The sequence below is a fragment of the Veillonellaceae bacterium genome, assembly GCA_012523975.1.
GTDB lineage: Bacteria > Bacillota > Negativicutes > JAAYSF01 > JAAYSF01 > JAAYSF01.
Map to the genome: position 1 here is coordinate 1 of JAAYSF010000007.1, position 22,372 is coordinate 22,372.

Consider the following 22,372-nt stretch of genomic DNA (forward strand, 5'->3'; position numbering starts at 1 on the left):
AAATGCCAATTCGGAAAGATTCGACCTGTAATAGCTCCTTTTCTTTTAAAGACTTTTTAATTTTATTATCGTCCACATTACCCCAGACGCCTGCGAATTTAAAATGCGTTCTAAAATAATCTAGGACCCAGTATTCACTATAATCTCCAGCATGAATAACGAGGTCAGCTTCAGAGAACCGACAAGTAAGCCGATTTAACTGACCAAAATCTTTAGTGAAATGTGTATCGGAAGTTACAGCTATCAGCACAGAAGGTTTTTTAGTTCGATATAGAAGGAGAGCTGCTGTTCCAAAGGAATACGATTAAGCCCGCTCGATGAGGATAATACAAAATCGCTAACCCCCTCGACAACACTGTTTTTTTGAAGCCCGCACTGCGTGTCTTTTCGTTTGGCGAATTGATGATATACACCTACCCCAACATAACAGGCAAATCTTGGCTGATAGGTAGTAAGCTTTTTCTTTAATTCTTCACGACCAAGTTCATATTCTTGGCTAGTTATTTCAGCCGCAGCTCGGGTGGGGCGGGGGACGATGTTTGTTATTCCATAACCGTACTTTAATAATTGCTTATCTTCACTGGGCATTAATTTTTTGTCGGTTAATCCGGAATCATAAAGAAGCCGCCAAAACCGGTTGGAGGGTCCGGCGAAGTGGTGTCCGGTTTCAGAAGAGCGGATACTAGGATTAAACCCTATAAATAAGACTCTTAGACCGAGATCGATAATATCAGGAACTGGAATCATTCTTTCACCGCCAACGTTTAATTTCATGATTAGTTTCACCATCAAATTGGGTATTATTGCATTTCTTCTATATGTCATCAGGCCGCTATTAGAGGCGGTCATTTATATTTATGACCTGTATACATTATAGAACGGTTGTTCTATAATGTATACAGACAAATGCTCTTGTGGGATATAATGTTTCGTAGGGTAAAAGGCAGATAATGCAAATTATCCTTGGATGGTATATAATTGAAACATATTTAGTAAAAAAACTGATGTTTTAACGAATGCTTAACAGGCATATGCGTGAGTATAGAGCACTGGCTCGGATAAATAAAAAGGAGTCTTGACAATGTATAATCGCAAATCAAAAATTGCAACCGAATTTATTGACGACCAAGAGATTTTAGAGACGATTGACTTTGCTCAGAAAAATAAAAGCAATCGTGAGTTAATCGAAAGTCTTTTAGAGCGGGCAAAGGATTGCAAGGGACTAAATCACCGCGAAGCGGCAGTGCTTCTAGAGTGTGATTTAGATGATCTGAATGAAAAAATGATGTCCCTAGCACGGGAAATTAAGCAAAAATTCTACGGCAATAGAATTGTAATGTTTGCTCCGTTGTATCTATCCAACTACTGCGTAAACGGATGTGTATATTGCCCGTATCATCATAAGAATAAACATATTTCCCGTAAAAAACTTTCACAGGATGAGATTGCCCGTGAAGTAGTTGCTTTACAGGACATGGGGCATAAGCGCTTGGCTTTGGAAACAGGAGAGGACCCGGTAAACAATCCTATTGAATATGTATTGGAAAGTATCAAAACTATTTACAATGTAAAGCATAAAAATGGCGCTATCCGCCGTGTTAATGTGAACATTGCCGCCACGACTGTCGAAAACTACCGCAAGCTTAAGGAAGCGGGTATTGGCACATATATTTTGTTTCAGGAAACTTATAATAAAAAAGCCTATGAAGAGCTGCATCCAACTGGACCTAAGAGCGACTATGCCTACCATACTGAAGCTATGGATCGTGCAATGGAAGGCGGAATTGACGATGTGGGCCTAGGTGTTTTGTTTGGTTTAAATATGTATCGTTATGATTTCGTTGGTCTCCTTATGCATGCTGAGCATTTGGAAGCTACAATGGGTGTTGGTCCACATACTATCAGCGTGCCGCGAATTCGTCCTGCAGACGATATTAACCCGGAAGACTTTACTAATGCTATTTCCGATGATATATTTGCCAAAATCGTAACAGTGCTTCGTATTGCTGTTCCCTACACAGGAATGATTGTTTCAACTCGTGAATCCCAAAAAGTTCGTGAACGTGTGCTTCAGCTCGGTGTATCCCAAATCAGCGGTGGTTCAAGTACCAGTGTAGGGGGATATGTTGAACCGGAGGCCGAGGAGGATAATTCAGCGCAGTTTGATATAAGCGATAAGCGTACTTTAGATGAAATTGTAAATTGGCTATTAACTATGGGCCATATCCCAAGCTTCTGTACTGCTTGCTATCGCGAAGGGCGTACTGGAGATCGATTTATGAGCCTGGTAAAATCCGGACAAATTGCAAACTGCTGTCAGCCGAATGCATTAATGACGTTAAAGGAATATTTAGAGGATTATGCTTCTGCGGATACTAAAGCAAAAGGCGAGGCCGTAATTGCAAAAGAACTACTTTGTATTACGAATGAAAAGGTTCGTGCAATTGCAATGGAACATTTGGCTGAACTTACCGTGGGAAAACGTGACTTCCGTTTCTAAAATGTAAATTGGGTTAATCCCACAGCCATATAGCATGAGCTAAAGCATTCTATATGGCTGTGGGATTATTTTTGGTTTAGCGTTGTATCATAGCGGCATACTAGTTTATTGGGGCTAAAAATGTTATAATAATTTGCATTGATTGGTATAAAGGAGTTCTTGTGTTAATGAAAAATGCCTATGAACAGGTGCGAGTCTTCTATGATGAGGATGCCGGCTATGAAATTGCTGTTAAAAAGGAATGGGTAGAAGGTTTTTTGCGCCAGAAGGCCTGGCAAGGTGCTACAGATAAAGAATTAAAGAACTTATGGCGAAATATTGAGATGTTTTTGTTATATCTGGCCTACGCCGGTATTAATGATCTCGATGAGGTTACCATTACAGAATATAGTACCGGGGTTGAATGGCTTGCTGAAAATATGTCTGACTTCGATAAAAATATAAGTAATGTGCGGCAGTATTTCGATGTATTAATTCAGTTTTATAAATATTTGCAAACTAAGAAGGCAATTTTTGGTTCAGAAGTCATTGAAGATGCCGCGAAAATCATTGCCGGTGATAATAAGCTCAATTTAACGGCGGCTACTTCGATTAGTAATACAGTATCGCTATTCGATGATGATGTTGATAATGTTTTAAGCAAGATGTCGCCGGCTAGCACGGAAGAAATAAGTGAAAAGATAACCGGGGCTGTCGAGCGGTTAATGGTTAAATTAGGATGCTATTTTCAACAAGAGAACTTTAACGATGACTTTGATCGCGCATTATATTTATACACAGGTCCATTTGAAGGGGCCCCTGATGATGACCAGGATGATTTCTGGCTTGGTTTCTGGGATTACTTTCTTTTTGACTACCATTTACTAAAAACTGATGTCACGCCGTTGTCCCATTTTTATCTAAACGCTGGTGAAAGATTAACAAGTGATGAACGGGAGATATTAAAGAATCTTCTAAATGCTAAGTTTAGTGTTTTTTATATAAGCAAGGTAATAAACCAGGACTGGGTTGAATGTACCAATTTATTCACAGAGGAAACATTTCAATTACCTTTTCCCGAATTTGATTATAAAACGTTAAGAAAGCTTTTGTTCTTTGGTCATATCTTTTCTCAGGGAATGGTGATGATAAATTATGTTACAAGCATAGAAGTCAGCCCTAAATTACGTAAGCGAATTAAGGAAGAAATATTACGGCAGCACCAATTGTTAATTATAGGTCAGCAAATCAATAAATTAGACGACTTTTTTGCCCGCCACGCTCAGGCAGTGCGCCATAGTATTGATGTATTGGTGAGATTGGCAAAGGTAAATGTAATTAACCCAGAATATTTGGAACGAAGTTATCCAACAATTACCGAAACTAATATTCCTAATAACGATGTTTTAGTCCTTATGGACCAAGTGGCGTTTGACTATCGTTTTTCGGCCTACGATGTAAGACAAATGCGCAAGCTTTGGCATGATTATTGTCAGGTAGCTAAAGTGATTATCCGAAAGCCAGGGACTTGGGCAGCAACCTTGCTTTATGCTTACGCGCAGATTAATAATATAGCTCATGTAGTTGCCGAGGATTTAGCCAGTGACTTAGGTGTTTCGGCGTCAAGTATCCGCAGTAACTATAATAAATTGTTTTCTGCTTTAAAAGTACAAAGATTTGACGCGCGCTATATCAGTGAAGAAGGGTTTATGTATCTAATATTTTTGCCCTAAAAAAGGGGGTTTTTAGGTGGGAGAGATAGGTAATCGTTGTTTAGAATGCGGAGCTGAATACCAGCCCGGACAAGAAATTTGTGCAGTATGCAACGCTGTGCTCAGCCAAGTGCGAGTTATGACAGAGGCGGAGCGCGAGCAATTTGGCGGTATGACTATTGAGCAAGATGAGAATTTTCGATATCACAGTCAAAACGATAAATTTGGATCTAGCAGCAGGATATATGTTCGCCATGCTAAATTTAATTTGGGCGGTATAGGACTTATACCAAGATTACTATTCGGGGCAGGTATTGTGGCGTTAATAATGTTAGTAGCATTACCGGTTGTGCTGATAATTTTGGCCGCTACAGTATTTGGCTGGCTGGTATTTCGTCGCCGATAAACAAGAAGAGTCAACCATTCGAGAAATGGCTGACTTCTTTTTAATCCTTTAATAATTGGTCTTTAAGTTTATAATATTCAGCAGTAAAGTAGGCTCCGTTTTGTGCTTCGCGATGATCTAAGCCATAAGCCCGTCGGCTTATTGCCAATACTGGCGGTGCTTGAATACGCTTGGCGACAGCCATGCCAGAAAAAAGTTTCCACCATCTTTCCAAATCATTAATAAACTCGTGAGGTCCATCAAATATCGTATTTACAAGGCCCGGCGTACAACCAAGCTTCTCTTCGAGGATACCCTGGCTGTACCAACGCAAAATGTCTTCCGGTGTCGGTTTATTCCACCATTCGATGAAAGATCGGAATAAAAAATCATGATAGGGATAAATTATAGGATCACCTTTACCTTGGTCAACAGATTGTGCAGAGGATAGCTCAGCACTAGGAACAATAGCTATAGTCGCTTGGGGAATTACTTCTCGCTTGTAAATATGCTCATTTAGATAGCGGGCTAAGTCATATACCTGATGCTTCCATAAATCAGCTAGAGCGGCGAGGAATCCTGCCAAGTCGCCGTAAAGTGTAGAATAGCCGACGGTCATCTCACTTTTATTTCCGTTGCAAGTAAAGCCGCCCCCAAATGCTGCTGCTGCTCCGGCAAGAATACGGGCTGAGCGGTCCCGTGCCTGGATGTTTTCAGTGACAAAAGCTGAAACGAGCAAGTTGGAGTGTAAGTTTGTAGTATAATTGATGATTTGGGTATTACTTAATTGCTCGACCGTGAAATCAACAGAATGCTGGATTGGCATTACAGCGTAATGGCAACCCAAATTGCGGGCTAGAGTTTGCGATAAGTCTTTTGTAGTCTGCGAGTTGTAAATGCTAGGCATATTTATTAAAAGTAAGTTCTCAGGTCCGACGATTTTGGCATATAAAGCAGCGCTTACGGCCGAATCGATCCCGCCCGATGCGCCGATAACTACTTTCTTGAGACCGATTGCATTAATGAATTTCTTAATGCCGTAGGTTATGGCTTGATATACGCTAGAAATGTCGTTGTCGTTAGGAACAGAAATAGGATTGGTAGAGATGCGCGAATCAGCATGCAATTTAACAACTTTTAATTTTGAAGTGAAAGGTTCGCAATAATCGACAACTTGTCCAAGGGCATCATAAACCGTACTAAAGCCGTCATATGTATATATGGTTTTACCGTTATTCTGCACTCCGACATTATTAACATATATTAAAGGTACGCCAGTTTCGGCGGCTTGTTTGGAAAAAACGCGGTTGCGTTTATTGTTTTTGCCGATAATATACGGTGAACTGGAAATATTTATCAACAAGTCGACGGGGCCATTGTTTTGAATACTTGCGAGCGGTTTAGCCGGATAATTATCGCACCAGTCATCTTCGCAAAGAATACATCCTAGTCTAAGAGCCTGACCTGATAGACGGAGTCTTACAGGCTGTAATAAGTCTTCAATCTTCTGTCCCAGTTCACTTGCAAGCTTTCTTAAACTGTGAAAGTGGCGGGAGGCATCAAATTCGCGATAGTTGGGATGAAGTGTCTTGATCCGGAAAGGATACGGGAAATTATCGCCGCCCAATAGTTTATTATTATAAGCGACAAAGCAGGCATTGTATTTACGTACACGACCATCGTCGTTTAATTTTTGCCAATCCATTGCGACATTGCCGAATACTATACAAATATCAGTTGATGCAGCGATTATTTGGCGGCCGTATTCTTCGCAATCACGCAGAAAAGCAGATTGCTCCCAAGTATCGCCCAGAAGATAGCCGGGAATGGCCATTTCCGGAAAAACTATAATGTCGGCCTGAGTTTTACGGGCTTGTTCAATCATTGAAAGCATTGTCTGTGTATTTAAGTCTGGCCTGCCTGGTACAATTTCCATTTGGCCTAATGCGACTTTTAACAAGCGGGTCACCTCATTTTTCTTACCTAAAGCCAGTATTTAATATTAGCTGTTTAAGTGTAATACTATTCTTCTCGAAACCGAGTTGTCCTTTAAAATAAAGACAATCGTTATTATGCTATAAATTACCTGAATGAGAATTGGTCATACTAGTAAAATGGAGTAATTCATAACAACCAATAATATTTCAAGGGAAAAATGTCAAATCCTTGTATACACAAAATTTTTTCTCTTTTATAAAGGAGTTTTAATTGCTTAGTAAAATACAAAACTAAAATAATAAAACTTTTGGAGGGATTATAAATGAGTTGTTCAACAATTATGGCGATTGTTCAGGAGAATAGAACAGAAACGGCTATTCATGTTCAGGATGTATTAACTAAATATGGCTGTCATATTCGCGTTAGGCTGGGTTTAAATGATAGTTCGGTAGACCAGTGTAGCAACCGAGGGATGATTCTCCTGCAATTATGCGGTGAAGGATTGGAGCTAGAAGAATTTGAGAAAGAATTGAAAGCGATTGGTAATGTAAAAGTAAAGCATATGACTGTAGAGTTCTAAGGTTGTATCGTTTGACAAAATAAGGCAACAATTATATACTGTGAAAAATACTATCAATATATTAGATAAAAAATTGAATCAGGGGTGAATTCATGTCTGCCAAAGTTTATTTTTTACCGCTTGCAGACGGTCTGCCTGAAGCGGAACAGGCGAATGCTATGCGCAAAGTGCTTGAACTTTCGGACGCAGCCCAAGTTATTGACGAAAATGATTTTGTAGCTATAAAGCTCCATGTAGGTGAACATAAAAACACAACTCATATTAAACCTGCACTGATACGTGAAATTGTTGAGAAAGTAAAGCAAAAAAGAGCTTTACCTTTTCTAACGGAGACATCTACATTATACAAAGGCGAAAGAGAAAATGCTGTCAAGCATTTAATGCATGCTCACCGCCACGGTTTTGGAATTGATAACGTTGGGGCACCGTTCATAATGGCTGATGGTCTAACCGGCAACAGCGAATACGAAGTTATTATTGAAGGAAAGTTACATAATTCAGTCAAAGTCGCTCGTGAGATTATGGCTGCAGATGCCCTGATTGTTGTTTCACATCCGACTGGCCATGTTGCTGCAGGGCTAGGAGCATGTATAAAGAATCTTGGCATGGGTCTGGCGAGTCGAATGGGTAAAATGCGTCAGCACTCAAAGATGTCGCCAGAAGTACTTAATAGCTGCAGGTTTTGCCAAAAGTGCATTAAGTGGTGTCCAGAAAACGCTATTATTGAAAAAAACGGCAAAGCTTATATTATGACTGACAAGTGTATTGGCTGCGGTGAATGTTTGGCCGTATGCCGTTTCGATGCAGTAAAGTATGACTGGGGCGCAGAATCGGGCTATATGCAGCGCAGCATGGCCGAACATGCTTATGGCGTTGTTAAAGAGAAGGCCGGAAAATGCATATTTTTCAACGTCCTAATCGATATGACTAAGGACTGTGACTGTTTTAATGTTAAGCAGGATAAAATGATACCTGATATTGGCATACTTGTTTCTACTGATCCCGTAGCAGTTGAAAAAGCAACTATGGATTTGACTGCAAAGGCGCATGGTAAAAATTTAGCCGAAATGGCATATAAGCACCATGACGCAATGATTCAGATACAGCACGCAGCCGAAATAGGCATGGGGTCACTTGACTATGAATTAGTAACACTTTAATTTTTATAAAGGTTTAGCTGACAAAGAGGGAGAAAATTGAAAAAAACTAACGCGGCTAGGATTTTAGATAATCTTAAGATTTCATATAAGTTGTCTGAATATAAGGTGGAAGAGAGCGACCTTAGCGCTGAAAGTGTTGCACGGAAGATAGGTATGCCAGCCAAGCAAGTTTTTAAAACCTTAGTGGCACGCGGTGATAAGACCGGTGTGTTAATGGCATGTATACCGGGTTCTGCTGAACTCAATCTTAAAGCGCTTGCTCAGGAAAGTGCCAATAAAAAGGTAGAGATGGTACATCTTAAAGAAGTTTTGGGACTAACAGGTTATATTAGGGGCGGTGTTTCGCCGCTCGGTGCCAAAAAACGATACCCTGTGTTTTTGGATGAAAGCTGTTTAGAATGGCCGACAATTGCCATCAGCGCAGGCATCCGCGGTTGTCAGATTGTCGTAAACCCTAACGATCTGGCGGGAGTTGTCGAGGCTAAATTATGCTCGATAGCTGTTTGGGAATAATAGAAACTTAGGGGGCATTCTCTGCTGCTATTATTGTTCGTCATAATGCGAAACTATAATTGAAAAAGAAATTACTGCAGCTAGTTAATAGGAAAGGGGCAGATTATGTATATTAGTACAAGGGGTGGAGAAGGGAAGTATAGCGCCGCAGAGGCGATTAAATTAGGAATGGCCAGTGATGGAGGCCTTTTTGTTCCGGACGCTCTGGTTCAGTTTGATCTACAACAACTGCAAGCCTTAGGAGATTATTCGTACCAGCAAAGAGCATTAGCTGTTTTAAACCCATATTTGCCTGATTATAGTCAAGAGGAAATTGAGGCATGCATTAATCGAGCGTATAATGAGTCGAAATTTGATTGTAAAGAAATAGCGCCCCTTATCTCTGCTGGTGATGATAAGTATGTTTTGGAATTGTGGCACGGACCAACAAGTGCATTTAAAGATATGGCACTGCAAATATTACCGCAGCTTTTATCTATTGCATTGTCCAAAACAGGCGAAACAGACGAAATCGTAATACTTGTCGCGACATCCGGGGATACTGGTAAAGCGGCTTTAGAAGGATTTAAAGATGTCGAGCAAACGAAGATCATTGTTTTTTACCCGCAGGATGGTGTTAGCCAAATCCAGCGCTTGCAAATGATAACCCAGCAAGGCAGTAATGTTTCAGTAGCCGCTGTTAAAGGCAATTTTGATGATGCTCAAACCGGTGTTAAGAAAATTTTCAATGATCAAGTGTATAAAAGAGAGTTAGCTGAGCGTGGTTTCCGGTTGTCATCAGCCAATTCTATAAACTGGGGCAGGCTATTGCCACAGATTGTTTACTATTTCAGTGCTTACGCAGATCTAGTTAAACAGAAGCGGGTTAAGATAGGACAGCCTGTTAATTTCGTTGTTCCAACCGGCAACTTTGGCAATATTCTAGCAGGTTATTATGCAAAAATGATGGGTTTGCCGATTAAAAAGTTAATTTGCGCATCTAATCACAACAACGTTTTAACAGAGTTCTTTAGGACAGGCCGATATGATCGCCGGCGAGAGTTCCATAAGACAATTTCTCCATCGATGGATATTTTAATATCTAGCAATTTAGAGCGATTGTTGTATCACATTACGAATAAGAATACAGCATTAATATCTGAATGGATGAATAAGTTGTCTGTAGAAGGCTATTATGAAATTGGGTATGATTATTTAGCTGATCTTAATGAAATCTTTTGGGCTGATTGGGTAGACGATGAAAAGACAATCGAAACGATCCGCCGAGTCTACCACACTTCAAGTTATCTAATTGACCCGCACACTGCCGTAGCATGGGAAGCCGGAGATAAGTACCGAGCGCAGACGGGCGACAATACACCATTAGTAGTATTATCTACAGCCAGCCCTTTTAAATTTAATGATAGTGTTTTAGCAGCAATTGCTGATATTAATGACGTTACCAAGCTCCAAAATGAATTTGACATGCTTGACCAAATCTCACGGATTACCAGCTTAGAGATTCCTACTGGGCTTAAAAATTTAAAAACAGATGCTATCCGGCATACTGGGATTTGTGCTAAGGAAGAAATGCAACAATTAGTTAGTAATGTCTTATTTACATAAATTATATTTAATTGGGTTAATTAATTAGCCTATTTGTAGAACTAGACCACCATATATATAATTTGTGCTATAATAGTAAGGTGTATTATTAAATATATATATTTTAGGGTGGTGAATAGCCGTGCGAATCGAACTCAATGAAAGAGCTAGTGAAATTATAAAGGGCGTTAACAAAGTTTATTACAACTTAAGCCCGGCGGAATTAGTTGAAGTGGCGCTCTCCAAGAAAGAAGGCATATTAACTTCGACTGGCGCGTTTCGTGTTGAGACAGGCAAATATACAGGACGTTCACCAAATGATAAGTTTATTGTTGATGCGCCGACGGTACATAATGATATTGACTGGAATAGCAACAGGCCATTTTCCGTAGAGAAGTTTGATAAACTTTACAACCGGATGTTGGCTTATGTTCAAAATAGGGAAGTCTTTGTTTTTGATGGTTTTGCTGGTGCCGATGAAAGCAACCGCATAAAAGTAAGATTTATTAACGAATTTGCGTGGCAGAACTTATTTGTGCATCAATTGTTTGTTCGTCCTGATACTGTTCCTGAGAATGTAAATCCGGATTATAAGGTTATCTGCTTACCAGGGTTCAAGGCAAATCCTGAGATCGATGGAACAAATTCGGAAGCTTTTGTTGTTCTGAACTTTGAACAGCGGATGGTTTTAATAGGCGGCACCCATTATGCCGGTGAAATGAAAAAATCTATTTTCACTGTCATGAATTACATTTTACCTAAGCGTGGTATCATGTCGATGCATTGCTCAGCAAACGCCGGTACAAACGGCGATACAGCACTGTTCTTTGGCTTGAGTGGAACCGGCAAGACTACGTTATCAGCTGATCCGGATCGCCGTCTAATCGGTGACGACGAGCATGGCTGGAGCGAAGCGGGAATCTTTAATATTGAAGGAGGATGTTACGCAAAGTGCATCAACCTTCGTAAAGAGACCGAACCGCAAATTTGGGAGGCTATAAAATTTGGTGCTGTTCTTGAGAATGTAGTAGTCGATGGGGACAGCAGAATCGCCGATTATGATGATCAATCTATAACCGAAAATACCCGAACAGCATATCCAATAGAATATATCCCTAACGCGCTTGTGCCTAGCACTGGCGGACATCCAAAGACAGTTGTGTTTCTAACAGCAGATGCTTTTGGCGTATTGCCTCCTATTGCCAAACTCACCAAGGAACAGGCAATGTATCACTTCTTATCAGGATATACCAGTAAGTTAGCCGGTACGGAGCGGGGAATTACAGAACCGCAAGCTACTTTTTCCACTTGTTTTGGGGCGCCTTTCTTACCGCTTTCGCCATTGGTATACGCTAAGTTACTTGGCGATAATTTGGAAAAGCATAACACTAATGTTTTCCTCATTAACACTGGATGGTCTGGCGGGCCGTATGGCGTAGGTAAGCGGATGAAATTAAATTATACGCGGGCTATGGTAACTGCGGCAACTGAAGGTAAGCTCAACGATGTGAAGTATGAACTTGATCCTATTTTCAATGTCTATATTCCTACCGAATGTCCAAATGTTCCGTCGGAGGTTCTACAGCCGCGTAATACTTGGACGAATAAGGAAGACTATGACCGACAAGCTCACAAATTGGCTAATCTTTTTGTTAGGAATTTTGCTAAGTTTAAAGAAGATATGCCGGAAGAGATTGTGAATGCCGGTCCTAAACTATAAAATTAAGCGGCTGCTTTTTAGCAGTCGCTTTTGCTATCTAGCTTTGGAAGGTGCTGCTTGAGGGTAAGAACCGGCTGAAATAAGTCCCCTAGCCGGGAAAAACGTTCAAGCACTTGGTCGGAGGTAAATATTAAAGATTGAGCATTTTTAGTTTCATATGCCGTCTCTACCTCATCCCAGGTTACGGGGGTGGAAACGGTAGGAAGCGCGCGAGCTCGCATTGAATATACGCAAACGGTAGTTTTATGATCATCGTTCTGACTCCAGTCAACAAATACTTTACCAGTACGCAGATTCTTTCGCATATTAGAAACAATAAGAGCCGGATGCTTGCTTTCTAACATTTTAGCTAGCGTGTGGGCAAAATGTTTAGTTTGGTCATAGCTCGTTTTGGTATTTAGCGGTACATAGACTTGCAAGCCTTTCGAGCCAGAAGTTTTGGGAAAGCTCTGTAAGTTTAGCCTGTTAAAGAAATCACGTAGGCACAGTGCGACTTGCGTACATTCAATTATTGTTGCGGGCGGGCCTGGATCAAGGTCGAAAACCAACATTGTGGGACGCATAATATTATCAGCGAGTGATAACGAAGTGTGAAGTTCTAGAGCTGCTAGGTTCGCTGCCCAGACTAGGGCCGGGAGATTTTCTACAAGACAGAAATTTACTGCTCGTTTATTTCTTTCACTCCAAACAGGTACGGTTGGTAGCCATTTGGGACGGGACGCTGGACACTCTTTTTGATAAAAAAAATTACTGGCGGCCCCGTTCGGATACCGTTTCAAAGTTAGCGGCCGTCCCTCTAAGTGGGGAAGCAAAGCTGGAGCAATTCGAATATAATAATCAATTACTTGCCCTTTTGTAAAGCCGGATTCGGCATAAAAAACTTTATCCAGATTTGAAACCTTAAGTTCAACACCATCTATTGTTATTAGGATTTTATTACTGGGCACTGGCTTTTTTCCTCCTCGGTTTTGCTGATTTTGGTGGAGGTTTTGCAGGGTTTTTCTTGAGAGCTGATAGTGAGGCCTCTAATGCCGCCATAAGGTCAATGACCTTAGCACCTGGCTCAGCGATAGGCTGCTGCGTAACAAGGTCCTGGCCTTCAGCTTTCTTTTCTATCATTTCAAGGACCTTATCACGATACTCATCATGATATTTTGCCGGGTTAAAATCTGACGACAGCGATTCAACGAGCTGAAGAGCAACAGCAAGCTCGCGCTTTTCAGGTTTGTTATCTTCTGCAGGTAAATCGTCAAGTTGGTCTTGGCTTACTATTTCATCGGCAAAATGCATTGTTGAGAGTGTCAGCGCCCGGCCATTAGGCCTAATGGTTGTGAGATGCTGTTTATTGCGCAATACCATTTTGGCGACTGCTACCTTTTGGGATTGCCGCATAGCCTCAAGTAATAGACTATAAGCTTTACCGGCTCCTTTGTCAGGCACTAGGTAATAGGATTGTTCAAAATAAATTGGGTCTATTTGCTCAAGCAGCACGAAGTCTTCGATTTCAATGCTGCGAGACGCTTTAGGATATAAGGCCTCTAGCTCGTCAGGAGAGACTATTACATACCGGTCGGGTGAGATTTCATAGCCTTTCACAATATCCTCGTTGGCGACTTCGCTATTATCAGCAGAACATACTTTTTTCAAACGTATACGGCATCCGTCGCCGCGGCGTAGCTGATGAAACTGCAGCGATTTTCGCTTAACAGTGCTATATAGTTTTATGGGGATATTTACAAGCCCAAAACTAATTGAACCGCTCCACATCGGCCTTGGCATTACCATACCTCCTTGCTAATCTAGGTCTCACGGATTACTGATAGAGGATCCTTATCTGTACGTAAGCCCTTATATGACGGATGACGCAAAGTGTTGCCAGCCGTCCATTCAGTAAACTCGAATTCGGCTATTAAGCGTGGCTCGACGAAAATGGCATCTTTAACAGGGATTTTTGCTGCGAATGGACTTAAATCGCATTTAAGTTTGGTCAATAAACTGCCTAATTTATCGAGTTCGGCAGTTGAAAATCCTGTTCCAACTTTACCCGCATAGATAAGTTTATGCCGCTGGTCAATTCTTGTTTTATGGTCAGGTGAGGTGTCATAGTACCCGACAATAAGAGCGCCAATTCGGCCGACGCGGCTGCCCTTGCCTGGCACCCAGCCGCCAATAACTAACTCCTGTCGTTTATGATTCTTTATTTTAAGCCAATCATCAGTGCGCTTTCCGGGAAGATATATACTATTGAGCCGTTTAGCAATTATACCTTCTAAACCAAGCTGTTTAGTGGCAGCGAGAAAGCTGGACCCATTACCAGTGCTGTATGTAGATGTCTGCCAAAATGGGCCGGACAAACTAAGGTTAGTTAATACTTTACGTCGGTCGATAAAAGAATTGTTGAGCAGTACCTTATTTCCGTGCTTAAGGACATCAAAAATTATGTAAGTTACTGGAACTTCGCGTAGTTTATTTTGAATGATGTTATGAGAGGATAAACCCATTCGTGACTGCAGTAATTCAAACGATGGACGTCCAGTCGAATCTAAAGTAACTATTTCACCATCAAGTATAGTGCCATCGGTAAGCCAGTCTTTTAATTGCTCCAGTTCAGGATATTGCGCAGTAATGTCCCGAAGATTCCGACTGGACAGCATGATTCGGCCTTGTGTTGCATATAAGATAGTTCTGATGCCGTCCCACTTAATCTCATAAGCATACTCACTGTCAGCTTGCGGCAAAGAGGACGGTTTAGCCAGCATGGGTTTTATCAGTTCCATATTTTTTCCTCCCGTAATCATAGTATTTGAAACAAATCTACAATTATTAATTTATGACTATGGGAATAGATAGTAAAAAGCCCATCTGCAATTATTTCGGCAGATGGGCTTACAATAGCATATATCAAATTATGAAGATTAGAATCTTTTATTGGCTTGAAAGCAATCACGGCAATAAACTGGCTTGCTTTCGATTGGGCGGAACGGAACTTGGGTCTGAACGCCGCAGGCGCTGCAAACAGCATCAAACATTTCGCGCTGTTGACGGAAACCGCTATTTTGTCTGCTGTTGTTTCCGCCGTTGCGGGCTTTTCTGGCAGCACGGCAGTCAGCACAGCGGGAAGGATCATTTTGGAAGCCTTTTTCAGCATAAAATTCCTGTTCTGCTGAAGTAAAGACAAAATTTACTCCACATTCTTTACACGATAGTTCTTTGTCCTGGTAGGTCATTAGTAACCAACCTCCTCGAAAATATTACGCAAACAATTGCTGGTCGGTTGGTTAAAATGTACCTAGAGCGAACCAAATCAATTATTGTCGTTATATCATCATACTCTGGCAAGCTTTAGCTTGTCAAGACTTAGGCAATAGCTCCTCAAGCTCGTCGAGCATGGCTGAAAATTTGTTTAGCGTTATCTCTATTGGCTTGGGCGAGGACATATCGACTCCGGCTTTTTTTAGAATATTAAGCGAATAATCAGAGCCGCCGCTCTTTAAAAACTCAATATAGCGCTGTTGGGCAGGCTCGCCTTCAGTTAGCATTTTCTCGGCAAGCGTTGTTGCAGCAGAGTAACCGGTTACATACTGATAGACGTAGAAATGCCAGTAAAAGTGGGGGATTCTGGCCCATTCTACAGCAATTTCATCATCGACTACAATGGTTGGGCCGTAATATTTAACATTAAGGTCGCGCCACATAGTATCCAACATATCAGCTGTAATTGTTTCGCCGTTTTCAGCCTTCTGATATAGTAACTTCTCAAATTCTGCAAACATGGTCTGCCGATATACGGTAGCGCGGACAAGTTCAAGATACTGGTTAATTAAATACAAGCGTTTTTGCTTATCTTGGGTTGTCTTTAACATGTGATCAAGCAGCAGCACTTCATTGGTCGTCGAAGCTACTTCAGCGCAAAATGTAGTGTACCCTGAGGTGATATATGGCTGATGTTTCTGACTGTAGTAGCTATGAATTGCGTGTCCCATTTCGTGGGCAACAGTTGAAACGTCATCATAACGGTCATGGTAGTTCAGAAGCACAAACGGGTGGACGCTATATATGCCCCAAGAGTAAGCCCCAGTCTGTTTTCCTTTGTTTTCGTAAACATCGATCCAACCAGATGTTAAGCCTTTATTCAATATGTCACTATATTCAGGACCTAATGGTGCGAGCCCTGTTCTAACTAGCTCTAATCCTTTTTCATAGGGGATGTTGAATTTTACGTCTTTAGCCAACGGTGTGTATAAATCGTACATGTGTATTTCGTCTAATTGCAAAGCCTTCTTTTTGAGCTCTACATAACGATGCAGAGGCTCTAAATTAGCATGGACGGTGGTAATTAGATTGTCATAAACTTCGGTAGGGACATTGTCACCTTCAAGAGCGGATTCTAAAGTAGAATTATAATTTCGTACTCTCGAATAAAAAATATTCTTTTTGACATTGCCGCCAAGCGTCGCAGCAAAGGTGTTGCGATACTTATTGTAAGTAGTGAATAGATTTTTAAAAGCCTCTTTTCGAACTTCGCGGTTTTCCGACCTAATGAGGTTGCTATAGCGCCCCTCGCTTAATTGGACAGGCTTCCCATCTTCGCCAAGGGTGTCCGGGAAATCAATATCAGCATGGGCTAGCATATTGAATACATTCTCAGGGGTTTGAGCTATCTCGCTTGATCTTGATAGCAGTTCTTCCTCTGCGGGCGATAAAACATGTTTCTTTTGTCGGAGTAGATCCTCAAAGTAAAAGCTATAATCTTTGAGTCCAGTTTCTTGCTGACGAAACTTTGATAATGTTTCGTCGGGCATTGCTAGAATCTCTGGTTCGACAAAAGAAGTAGCAGCCCCAGCTTCAGCCAGCAATGATTCAACCTTACCCGTTAAAGCTTGATATTTGGCGTCTGCTGTATTCTCATCGCGATGCATTCGTGCATAAGCATAGAGCTTGCTACTAATAATTCCTATTTCATCGCGTAATTTTAGACAAGCAAGTAGATTGCCAGATGACTCGGACAATTTATTTTTGTAGGATTTCATTTTAGGCAGAGTTTGGTTCAGCTTATCGAAATCCTCCTGCCAAGCTGTCTCGCTAGTATAAATATCTGTCAAACGCCATTTGTATTCGGACGGTAATTCACTTCGCTCTGGAACCCGTGAGCTATTTGCTGCTGCATCGGCAGCTGAGTTGCTAACCAACATAGCACTGAGAAGAAAAGGAAATAAATGTTGCATTTTTAGCATCGACACTCCCCTTTGAAGGTTTTTATTAATATATTGGCAAAATAAGCTTTATTATCCTGTATGGTTTACAAAAGTTTATTGGTTTATACTTTAAAATATTTCATTATGCCTTCACATATGCTTTGCGCTACTTTTGTCCGACCATCGCAGCTAGCCAGGAGCAACTCTTCTTCTGGGTTAGAAATAAAGGCAACTTCTACTAGAACCGACGGCATATTGGTATATCTTATAACGTAAAAACTGCCGAATCGAACGTTTCGGTCCTTGGTTCCGAGTTCGTCAACTAAACACTTTTGAATATAGTTAGCCAATTTTATGGACGCATCGTGTCCGTAATGGTAGGTAGTGGTTCCGGATGCTGCACTATTTGTGAAGGCATCATTGTGAATACTAACAAAGATGTCGGCATCTGCTTCATTAGCTACATCTACTCTGGCACCTAATTCTTCACTGGCCGAGGCGTTCGGACCATACACATCAGTGTCGTTGTCCCTGGTCATGATTACAGTACAGCCATTAACCTCAAGTTTTTCCCGTAATAATAGGGCTATAGCGAGATTATTATCTTTCTCTAAAGTGCCAGACGGTCCGATAGCACCAGGGTCGCTGCCGCCATGGCCGGGATCAATACAGACCACTTTGCCTGTCAGACGATTGCTCTCGGGTTCAAGAATTTCAGGAACCATAGTCGGATCGGCCGGAGGGGAATAATTTGGGGAAAAAACGTGTATTACTTCGTTAGCTGCATCATACCGTATACGCCAACGAAGCGTTTTAGCCATGCTTTTCAGGGCAAGTAGCAAGTCCCTGTTAACACGAATGTTGACAGGCACTCTTTCGCCATCTATAATTATCCGCATTACTTAAATCACCATCCTTAGAATACTTTAGTTTATTTTATTCCTAGAGGTGTTAGACGGTGAATTTTGCTTAAATTGCACTATGCGAAGGATATTAGGGGTGACAAGAGGAAACTAATAAAAAGGTATTTCTAATAATAGTAACTTATGAATTTAAAGTAGGTGTAACACATGCAGGTTTTATTAACAACGCTCAATGCCAAGTATATACATTCCTCGTTGGCATTACGGAATCTTAAAAGCTATTGCCAGTCTATGGGAAGTGAAATTGACGTAAGAGAATACACTATTAATAACACCCTGCTTGATATTTTAGCTGATTTATTTGTCCGGCGGCCGCAGATAATCGGTTTTGCCTGTTACATTTGGAATATTGATATGACGCTAAAATTAGCTGACTTAGTTAAGAAGGTTATGCCTGATGTCCGAATTATATTAGGCGGCCCGGAAGTTTCATACGATCCACTCAGTATTTTAAAGTCTTACAATTGTATCGATTATATTATTTTAGGTGAGGGTGAAGAAACTTTTCGGGAGCTAGTTAAGGCTTTGCTAGGCAAAGGAGATGTATACTCAATTGCTGGACTGGCGTTCCGGGGTAAGAATGGTGAACTTATAGAAGGATGCTCTCAGGTAGTAGAGGAGTTGGACAGCATCCCATTTGCCTATAATGACACAGATATGGACGAACTGGGTGACAAAATCATTTATTATGAAAGCTCACGGGGGTGTCCGTTTTCATGTCAGTACTGCTTGTCAAGCGTGACAGCCGGGGTGCGTTATTATAGTTTAGCGCGCGTTTTTAAGGATTTACAGTATTTTGTCGATCATAACGTACGACAAGTAAAGTTTGTAGATCGGACCTTTAATGCGAATAAACAACATTACCTGCCTATTTTAAAGTTTCTGGCAAAACAGGAATGCCGTACTAATTTTCATTTTGAAATAGCTGCAGATATTTTAGATGACGAAGTGATAGAGTTTCTTAAAACTGTACCCAAAGGACGGTTTCAATTTGAAGTTGGTATTCAGTCAACAAATGAGCAGACTTTAAACGAAATTCGCCGTAATAATAATTGGCCCAAAATTGTCAGCACAGTATCTAAGGTTTTATCTTACGGTAATATCCATATGCATCTGGATTTGATTGTTGGTCTGCCGTATGAAGATATGGATAAGTTTCGTAAATCGTTCAATGATATATTTAAGTTGGCACCGGATATGCTTCAAATTGGCTTTCTAAAATTGTTAAAAGGCTCTGGTGTACGAAACCGTGCGCAGCAGCATGGTTATATTTATATGGATATTCCGCCATATGAAGTTTTATCAAATAAATATATGGGTTATAACGAGTTTCGGGAGTTAAAGCTATTAGAAGATTTGTTTAATCATTTATATAATAGCGGACGTTTTAGGCGGACTTTACCGTTTTTAATTAATGAAAAGTTTGATGGTGACGCATTTGTCTTATTTCGCAGCCTGACTGCATATTGGGAGTCAAATGGGCTGCATATGAAGGCGCAAAGTGTAAAATCACTTTTTGAACACATCAAAGGGTTTTGTGCCAGGATATTAGATAATAAGCAGTTTAAGAGCTTGTTAGATTTACTAAAATTTGATGCCTTAATGAGTGATAATGGCAATATCCGTCCAGAGTTTTTATCATGGAATTATGACAAGTGGAATGATGAAAAATCTGCTTTTTGGCGCAATGAAATGCTCGCTAAGAAGTATCTACCTCAATATCGATTTACTACATGGCGAGATATTAAGAAAAAATATCATATTGAAGTATTCGAGACAAAATTGCCTGATTATATGAACTTCCTGCCAGATTGTGAAGGCAAGAGCGTTATATTATTCGACTATACTAATTCGGAACCAGAATATCAGCAGTTAAATCAAGAAGATTTCTGGCCTGAGGGAGGCTAAACGAATGCGTTATAACGTCTATTCAGACCATTTGAAAAAACGATATGGAGAAAAGGTTTACAAGCTTCCAATCAGTTTACCAGTGACATGTCCCAATCGAGACGGAACCTGCGGACTAAACGGCTGTGTCTTCTGCGGTGAAATCGGAGCAGGGTATGAAAACCTTCCAGCAACGATGACGGTAAGTACCCAAATTGCGGCCAATAAGGCTCATATAGGACCTAAATATAAGGCTACTAAGTATATTCCTTACTTTCAGAACTTTAGTAATACGTATTTACCGTTAGTACAACTAGAACAATATTTACTTGAGGCTTGCCAGGAAGATATAGTTGGGATTGCTATTGCGACCAGACCCGATTGCATAAATGACAGATATTTAGAAATGATAGCCGGCGTAGCAACTAAAAATAATGTTGATATTAGTGTTGAACTAGGGTTGCAGACAGTAAATTATCATACCTTGCAAAAAATTCAACGTGGTCATGGGCTAGGAGAGTTTATTGACGCCGTTTTACGCCTGAAAAAATACAATATTGAAATTTGCACTCACCTAATCTTGAACTTACCATGGGATAATATGACTGATGTTGTGGAAAATGCAAAAGTACTATCAGCGTTAAGTGTAAACCAGGTAAAGCTCCATGCTCTCTATATTGTTAAAGGTACGATGATGGCGGATTGGTATAAGCAAGAGCTTTTCCGAATTATTAGCAAAGAAGAATACATTGAGAGGGTGGTAGAATTTTTAGAACACCTTCATCCCGATATAGTTGTTCAGCGTCTAATTGGTCGCGCACCTGAAAAAAATACTTTGTTTACCAATTGGCAGACGGGGTGGTGGAAAATTAGGGATGCTATTGAGCATTTGCTTGAAGAGAAAGATACTTATCAAGGTAAAAAGTGTAATTATCTTAATGGTAATGCAGTTCAAAAATTTTTGTAAAGTCTGAAAAAAACTCGCGGCTTATCCGCGAGTTTTTGCTATAATTATACTAATGGTTATTACTATAAATACATATATATGGGGGCGGAGAAATGGAAGTCAGAAAAATATTCAAAGCTGGGAACAGTTGTGTCGTTTCTCTACCGGCAAATATGCTAAAAACGCTAGGGCTAAAAGACGGCTCACACTTGACAATAGAGGTTAACCGTGAGCAACGAGCAATAATTCTAAAGCCGGTTATCGTTAAGAATAGCGGGATGTCAATCGAATTTGTCCGTTTAGTTGATAAGTTAATGGTTGAATATGAATATGCTCTTAGGAGGCTAGCAGAATGATACGCTATCTTAATCTCGAAGAAGTAATTTATATTTACTCGGAGATAATTGAAAGGACAGGTGGGCAGGCTGGGATTGCAGAAGAGAAGGTGTTGGAGAATGTCTTAGAAAAACCGATGGTTCAGTTTGAAGGCGAAGAAATATATCCCGATATTTTTACAAAGACGGCCGTATTAATGTATGCCATGGTAAATAGCCGGCCTTTTGTGGATGGCAATAAACGAGCAGCACTAGCCTGTACGATTTTTTTACTTAAAGCTAATGGTTATCAAATCGTATCTTCCCAAGATAACATTGTTGAAGTTATTAAAGGTACAAGCGAAGGTAAGTATCATGTTGACTATTTAGTAAATTGGCTCAAAAGAAATACAGTATTAGTGTAAAAAACTCTTTACAACTTGAGTTTTGGCTGATAAGATGATTTTTGTATTTTGTTTTGGAGGTAAATGAAGTGAGTAAACTTGAGTTGTTGAGAAGTATTGAAAGATTGTCTGAAATAATTCACGATGAAGCTATGGTAAGTCATTTTAGTGAGAAGACTATAGCTGAGATTAGAAGTAAGCTAGATGAGCTTTCAGAAAAATATTTAGAAATGTACTGCAATGCCTAATTACGAATATTGATGTTGGACAAAATATATATGTTGACATAACCCTTGAGATTCTGATATTACATTACAAGTTCCGCAATAGTGATAATAATCCTTAAAAAAGAAATTGACATTGCTGAAAGGTTATGTTAACATATATAAATGTCGCTGCAGTGAGCAACGACATAAAAAAACTGTTGACACAGTGGAGAAAGCTGTGATAACATATAAAAGCTGTTAACGCGCAGATAACTGCGAAGTAGGTTAACATGTTCCTTGAAAACTGAACAATGTAAGGTTAAACAATATGCCAGATGTGCGGTGCTTTTCGAAGCACAACTAATATTGATTATAAGAGCCATCAAGGCTCCAATAATATAACTTTATTGGAGAGTTTGATCCTGG

22 protein-coding genes are annotated in these 22,372 nt (G+C 40.4%); 13 read left to right on the top strand and 9 right to left on the bottom strand.

The features are described 5' to 3' along the window. Positions 1–250: YfcE family phosphodiesterase (locus tag GX348_01165; GenBank protein NLP40797.1), on the bottom strand; the 250-nt coding region annotated here is incomplete at its 3' end. Further along, positions 244–747 carry a mismatch-specific DNA-glycosylase gene (locus GX348_01170; GenBank protein ID NLP40798.1) on the bottom strand — a complete coding sequence of 168 codons (504 nt, stop codon included), beginning with the start codon at positions 745–747 and terminating at the stop codon, positions 244–246. The genes GX348_01165 and GX348_01170, both read right to left, overlap by 7 nt. A gap of 334 nt (positions 748–1,081) precedes the next feature. Between GX348_01170 and hydG the strand changes: the two genes are divergently transcribed. The 3 genes from hydG to GX348_01185 all read left to right on the top strand — a co-directional run bounded on the left by hydG (position 1,082) and on the right by GX348_01185 (position 4,597). After that, complete coding sequence (gene hydG / locus GX348_01175; GenBank protein NLP40799.1) at positions 1,082–2,500, top strand: [FeFe] hydrogenase H-cluster radical SAM maturase HydG; 1,419 nt, start codon at positions 1,082–1,084, stop codon at positions 2,498–2,500. 167 nt (positions 2,501–2,667) lie between these two features. Then, a complete protein-coding gene (locus GX348_01180) occupies positions 2,668–4,212 on the top strand; it encodes a hypothetical protein (GenBank protein ID NLP40800.1) in 1,545 nt (514 codons plus the stop codon). A gap of 16 nt (positions 4,213–4,228) precedes the next feature. After that, positions 4,229–4,597 carry a hypothetical protein gene (locus GX348_01185; GenBank protein ID NLP40801.1) on the top strand — a complete coding sequence of 123 codons (369 nt, stop codon included), beginning with the start codon at positions 4,229–4,231 and terminating at the stop codon, positions 4,595–4,597. 40 nt (positions 4,598–4,637) lie between these two features. Here the strand turns inward: GX348_01185 and nadE are convergent, their stop codons facing one another. Continuing rightward, positions 4,638–6,536, bottom strand: a complete 1,899-nt coding sequence (gene nadE / locus GX348_01190; GenBank protein NLP40802.1) for an NAD(+) synthase — start codon at positions 6,534–6,536, stop codon at positions 4,638–4,640. 300 nt (positions 6,537–6,836) lie between these two features. Between nadE and GX348_01195 the strand changes: the two genes are divergently transcribed. The 5 genes from GX348_01195 (at position 6,837) to pckA (ending at position 12,071) form a co-directional block, all read left to right on the top strand. Then, on the top strand, positions 6,837–7,094 hold the full coding sequence (locus GX348_01195) for a hypothetical protein (GenBank protein NLP40803.1): 258 nt from the start codon (positions 6,837–6,839) through the stop codon (positions 7,092–7,094). Positions 7,095–7,186: 92 nt separating this feature from the next. Next, on the top strand, positions 7,187–8,254 hold the full coding sequence (locus tag GX348_01200; GenBank protein NLP40804.1) for a DUF362 domain-containing protein: 1,068 nt from the start codon (positions 7,187–7,189) through the stop codon (positions 8,252–8,254). Positions 8,255–8,290: 36 nt separating this feature from the next. Next, positions 8,291–8,767, top strand: a complete 477-nt coding sequence (gene ybaK / locus GX348_01205; protein ID NLP40805.1) for a Cys-tRNA(Pro) deacylase — start codon at positions 8,291–8,293, stop codon at positions 8,765–8,767. A gap of 105 nt (positions 8,768–8,872) precedes the next feature. Then, positions 8,873–10,372 carry a threonine synthase gene (locus GX348_01210; GenBank protein NLP40806.1) on the top strand — a complete coding sequence of 500 codons (1,500 nt, stop codon included), beginning with the start codon at positions 8,873–8,875 and terminating at the stop codon, positions 10,370–10,372. A 127-nt stretch (positions 10,373–10,499) separates the two neighbouring features. Continuing rightward, a complete protein-coding gene (gene pckA / locus GX348_01215) occupies positions 10,500–12,071 on the top strand; it encodes a phosphoenolpyruvate carboxykinase (ATP) (protein ID NLP40807.1) in 1,572 nt (523 codons plus the stop codon). Between the two features lie 17 nt (positions 12,072–12,088). Here the strand turns inward: pckA and GX348_01220 are convergent, their stop codons facing one another. From GX348_01220 to GX348_01245, 6 genes are all read right to left on the bottom strand, one after another. Beyond that, a complete protein-coding gene (locus tag GX348_01220) occupies positions 12,089–13,003 on the bottom strand; it encodes an ATP-dependent DNA ligase (protein NLP40808.1) in 915 nt (304 codons plus the stop codon). A 4-nt stretch (positions 13,004–13,007) separates the two neighbouring features. Next, positions 13,008–13,850 (bottom strand): Ku protein, encoded by an 843-nt coding sequence (locus tag GX348_01225; protein NLP40809.1) that lies wholly within the window; start codon positions 13,848–13,850, stop codon positions 13,008–13,010. 20 nt (positions 13,851–13,870) lie between these two features. Next, positions 13,871–14,848: a DNA ligase gene (locus GX348_01230; GenBank protein NLP40810.1), complete on the bottom strand. Its 978-nt coding sequence runs from the start codon at positions 14,846–14,848 to the stop codon at positions 13,871–13,873. A gap of 138 nt (positions 14,849–14,986) precedes the next feature. Further along, positions 14,987–15,298, bottom strand: a complete 312-nt coding sequence (locus tag GX348_01235) for a zinc-binding protein (GenBank protein ID NLP40811.1) — start codon at positions 15,296–15,298, stop codon at positions 14,987–14,989. 123 nt (positions 15,299–15,421) lie between these two features. Beyond that, positions 15,422–17,305 carry an oligoendopeptidase F gene (gene pepF / locus GX348_01240; protein NLP40812.1) on the bottom strand — a complete coding sequence of 628 codons (1,884 nt, stop codon included), beginning with the start codon at positions 17,303–17,305 and terminating at the stop codon, positions 15,422–15,424. Positions 17,306–17,388: 83 nt separating this feature from the next. After that, the gene (locus GX348_01245; GenBank protein NLP40813.1) at positions 17,389–18,165 is read right to left on the bottom strand and encodes an N-acetylmuramoyl-L-alanine amidase; all 777 of its coding nucleotides are present in this window, start codon (positions 18,163–18,165) and stop codon (positions 17,389–17,391) included. Between the two features lie 171 nt (positions 18,166–18,336). On the opposite strand from GX348_01245, the gene GX348_01250 reads away from it, so the two are divergent. The 5 genes from GX348_01250 (at position 18,337) to GX348_01270 (ending at position 21,988) form a co-directional block, all read left to right on the top strand. Beyond that, positions 18,337–20,097, top strand: coding sequence for a B12-binding domain-containing radical SAM protein (locus tag GX348_01250; protein NLP40814.1), 1,761 nt, complete (start codon positions 18,337–18,339; stop codon positions 20,095–20,097). A gap of 4 nt (positions 20,098–20,101) precedes the next feature. Next, complete coding sequence (locus GX348_01255) at positions 20,102–21,043, top strand: TIGR01212 family radical SAM protein (GenBank protein NLP40815.1); 942 nt, start codon at positions 20,102–20,104, stop codon at positions 21,041–21,043. A 92-nt stretch (positions 21,044–21,135) separates the two neighbouring features. Next, positions 21,136–21,378 carry an AbrB/MazE/SpoVT family DNA-binding domain-containing protein gene (locus GX348_01260; GenBank protein ID NLP40816.1) on the top strand — a complete coding sequence of 81 codons (243 nt, stop codon included), beginning with the start codon at positions 21,136–21,138 and terminating at the stop codon, positions 21,376–21,378. Continuing rightward, positions 21,375–21,761, top strand: coding sequence for a type II toxin-antitoxin system death-on-curing family toxin (locus tag GX348_01265; protein NLP40817.1), 387 nt, complete (start codon positions 21,375–21,377; stop codon positions 21,759–21,761). Before GX348_01260 ends, GX348_01265 begins: the two co-directional genes overlap by 4 nt. Before the next feature lie 68 nt (positions 21,762–21,829). Beyond that, positions 21,830–21,988 (top strand): hypothetical protein, encoded by a 159-nt coding sequence (locus tag GX348_01270; protein ID NLP40818.1) that lies wholly within the window; start codon positions 21,830–21,832, stop codon positions 21,986–21,988. Positions 21,989–22,372 lie beyond the last annotated feature (384 nt).

What these genes read in the sequence shown, in the direction of transcription:
- GX348_01170 (NLP40798.1), bottom strand. Translation starts at nt 747, where the DNA reads ATGATTCCAGTTCCTGATATTATCGATCTCGGTCTAAGAGTCTTATTT.
- hydG (NLP40799.1), top strand. Translation starts at nt 1,082, where the DNA reads ATGTATAATCGCAAATCAAAAATTGCAACCGAATTTATTGACGACCAA.
- GX348_01180 (NLP40800.1), top strand. Translation starts at nt 2,668, where the DNA reads ATGAAAAATGCCTATGAACAGGTGCGAGTCTTCTATGATGAGGATGCC.
- GX348_01195 (NLP40803.1), top strand. Translation starts at nt 6,837, where the DNA reads ATGAGTTGTTCAACAATTATGGCGATTGTTCAGGAGAATAGAACAGAA.
- GX348_01200 (NLP40804.1), top strand. Translation starts at nt 7,187, where the DNA reads ATGTCTGCCAAAGTTTATTTTTTACCGCTTGCAGACGGTCTGCCTGAA.
- GX348_01210 (NLP40806.1), top strand. Translation starts at nt 8,873, where the DNA reads ATGTATATTAGTACAAGGGGTGGAGAAGGGAAGTATAGCGCCGCAGAG.
- GX348_01225 (NLP40809.1), bottom strand. Translation starts at nt 13,850, where the DNA reads ATGCCAAGGCCGATGTGGAGCGGTTCAATTAGTTTTGGGCTTGTAAAT.
- GX348_01230 (NLP40810.1), bottom strand. Translation starts at nt 14,848, where the DNA reads ATGGAACTGATAAAACCCATGCTGGCTAAACCGTCCTCTTTGCCGCAA.
- GX348_01235 (NLP40811.1), bottom strand. Translation starts at nt 15,298, where the DNA reads ATGACCTACCAGGACAAAGAACTATCGTGTAAAGAATGTGGAGTAAAT.
- pepF (NLP40812.1), bottom strand. Translation starts at nt 17,305, where the DNA reads ATGCTAAAAATGCAACATTTATTTCCTTTTCTTCTCAGTGCTATGTTG.
- GX348_01245 (NLP40813.1), bottom strand. Translation starts at nt 18,165, where the DNA reads ATGCGGATAATTATAGATGGCGAAAGAGTGCCTGTCAACATTCGTGTT.
- GX348_01250 (NLP40814.1), top strand. Translation starts at nt 18,337, where the DNA reads ATGCAGGTTTTATTAACAACGCTCAATGCCAAGTATATACATTCCTCG.
- GX348_01255 (NLP40815.1), top strand. Translation starts at nt 20,102, where the DNA reads ATGCGTTATAACGTCTATTCAGACCATTTGAAAAAACGATATGGAGAA.
- GX348_01260 (NLP40816.1), top strand. Translation starts at nt 21,136, where the DNA reads ATGGAAGTCAGAAAAATATTCAAAGCTGGGAACAGTTGTGTCGTTTCT.
- GX348_01265 (NLP40817.1), top strand. Translation starts at nt 21,375, where the DNA reads ATGATACGCTATCTTAATCTCGAAGAAGTAATTTATATTTACTCGGAG.